This window comes from Pseudomaricurvus alkylphenolicus (genome assembly GCF_011683955.1).
GTDB classification, from domain to species: domain Bacteria; phylum Pseudomonadota; class Gammaproteobacteria; order Pseudomonadales; family Cellvibrionaceae; genus Pseudomaricurvus; species Pseudomaricurvus alkylphenolicus.
The window spans coordinates 1-2,427 of sequence record NZ_JAAQPI010000052.1 but is presented as its reverse complement, the minus strand read 5'-3'; the positions used below and the strand labels follow the sequence as shown (position 1 = coordinate 2,427).

The window sequence follows — 2,427 nt, the reverse complement described above, 5'->3', positions numbered from 1 at the left end:
ATAACAATCGTAGGCAGGCACGCGCGCGTTGCGCGCTGGACGTCCTTTCCGCTGTCTCCTTTGCGCATGGCTTCGCCATTATTGCGCAAAGCAGCCAGCTCCAAGGCCGCCCCTGCTACGGGCGTTATGCAATACCGCAGCTCTAGTTGGTAATCACTAACAAAATTGCGCGATTCTCGGCTTTCTGGGTTCGTACCAGCCCCAAAATAGGGTACACTCAACAGCATTGTGACAACGTGGCACCAGCGGAAGGTCCGTCGTCAAAACCATCTCCTTCCGTCCGCTCTCCAGGGCACGTACCACCTGTCATTGATTATTAACCATTGCGGTCCGTATTCATCAGTGCCAACCGCGAGAGTAGGGCTTTGTAGTGAGGGGCAGTGTTGTGCATAACAATCGCAGGCACGCGCGCGTTGCGCGCTGGACGTCCTTTCCGCCGTCTCCTTTGCGCATGGCTTCGCCATTATCGCGCAAAGCAGCCAGCTCCAAGGCCGCCCCTGCTACGGGCGTTATGAACTGACGTAATTCTGGTTGGTATCCACTAACAAATCATGCGCCATTCTAACCTTTCCGGGTTCTTACCAGCCCCAAAATAGGGTACACTCAAGAGCATTGTGACAACGTGGTACCAGCGGAAGGTCCGTCGTCAGAATTACCTCCTTCCGTCCGCTTTCCAGGGCACGCATCACCTGTCATTGAACATTAATCATTGCGGTCCGCATTCATCAGTGCCAACCGCGAGAGTAGGGCTTTGTAGTGAATTACAGTGCTGTGCATAACAAACGTAGCCAGGCACGCGCGCGTTGCGCGCTGGACGCCCTTTCCGCAGTTTGGTTTGCGCATGGCTTCGCCATTTTTGCGCAAACCAAACTACTCCAAGGTCGCCCCTGCTACGGGCGTTAAAAAGCACCATGATCGACTTCATCCAAAGCGTCACTGAAAAGGAAATTCTCTACATCGCAAATCGTGACTATGGTGATAGTGCTGATGAATATCGTGACCTTCTTAAAAAGGTTATATTTAATCAATCATGTATCATGACGCTGGAACAGCACTATAGCCCTGGAGAGGTTATTGCTCTTTGTTCCAGCTACCCTGAATATGGACATGAGCGAGAATTCTGCATCTGCTTACTGTTGTATATTATTAATCGCGGTGTTTTCGGGGCCAATAATCTGGCGGCACAGCTGGAAGCTAATGAAAGTCTTTACAGAAGCTTGCCTGAAAAATATTCAACATTAGTATTCGATGCCTATAAATGGGCAGGGTTTTAACAAGCGGCTGTAGTCGCCATGCGCAAGCGCATGGCTGGGACGGCCTTTCCGCTGCTTCGCAGCTCCAAGTCCGCCCCTAAGCCGGGCGTTAGGCTGTCCTAGTATTGGAGTTTTAATTGAAGCTAGTATTTTCGCTTTTATTGATTGGGGTAGGGTTGTTTCAGACAATTGTCTACCTGCGGCTTAAGAAAACGTTTAATCGTTGGCCTACAGTTGCGGGAGAAATTACTCATTCACGTTTACTTAATCAAATGGATGCGGAAGGAAAGAATGTACTTGAAGCCATAATCTACTTTAAGTACAACTTCAGAGGCAAAGAGTATGAGTCTAATACTCCAGCATTGAGAGGCTATGACTTCTTCCCTTCATTTGATTATGAACATGGATTGGTAAAGAAGTACCCCAAAGGTGAGGTGGTCAATTTAAAGGTTCATCCTAATGAGCCAAATCTAGCTTATCTTGAGGTGGCTCCATTCAGCAAAATATCTGCTGCGCTAGCTCCCTTAGGAATAATTTTATTGGTGGCGTACTATGTTTGGCTCGGTGAACTGGCTTTTTAGCCTAACAAGGGCAGGCAAAATCGCCCGCAAAAGACGCGGGCTGGACTCGCTAATCGCTCGCCTTTGCTGCCGGCGTTAAGCACTTAAACCATGAAAGTCATACTAGTTCTATTGATAAGTTTCGTTCTTTTAGGTTGCCAGTCTTTAGACAACAGCTGCAACCCTAAGCATCGGGATTATCTACTCATTGAAAACCCTGAGCCCAAATATCCTCGCGAAGCATATTCTCAAGGTGTCGAAGGCTGGTCAGTTGTTTCAGTCACTATCACAACGGATGGCAGTACCAAGGACATACGAGTAATTGATGCTGAGCCTAAAGCCATATTTGATATAGTCTCCATAAAAGCAGCCAGTAAAATGGAGTTTTTACCAAGAATCATCGCTTGCCAGGCAATTGAGGTTTATGACGTGCAATATAAATATACTTTTGAGATTGCAGATAGTGCTTAACAAGTTTATCAACCATAGAGCTGGCCCCCTTCCTTTGAACAGCTCATCCCCATTCTATAAGTGGATCCACGCCAAGGTTTAAGCCACCAGGGAAAGCGGCGTTGTATTGAAGTAAACCTCATCCGGTGTTTTCCGGTCAAGGC

General features: G+C 47.8%; 3 protein-coding genes. All 3 read left to right on the top strand.

What is annotated here, in order from left to right; all coding sequences use genetic code 11:
* Positions 1–911: 911 nt before the first annotated feature.
* The 3 genes from HBA55_RS37025 (at position 912) to HBA55_RS37015 (ending at position 2,284) form a co-directional block, all read left to right on the top strand.
* Positions 912–1,274: a hypothetical protein gene (locus HBA55_RS37025; protein WP_167001252.1), complete on the top strand. Its 363-nt coding sequence runs from the start codon at positions 912–914 to the stop codon at positions 1,272–1,274.
* A 116-nt stretch (positions 1,275–1,390) separates the two neighbouring features.
* Positions 1,391–1,834: a DUF3592 domain-containing protein gene (locus HBA55_RS37020; protein ID WP_167001250.1), complete on the top strand. Its 444-nt coding sequence runs from the start codon at positions 1,391–1,393 to the stop codon at positions 1,832–1,834.
* Positions 1,835–1,924: 90 nt separating this feature from the next.
* Positions 1,925–2,284, top strand: coding sequence for an energy transducer TonB (locus tag HBA55_RS37015; RefSeq protein WP_167001248.1), 360 nt, complete (start codon positions 1,925–1,927; stop codon positions 2,282–2,284).
* Positions 2,285–2,427: the final 143 nt, after the last annotated feature.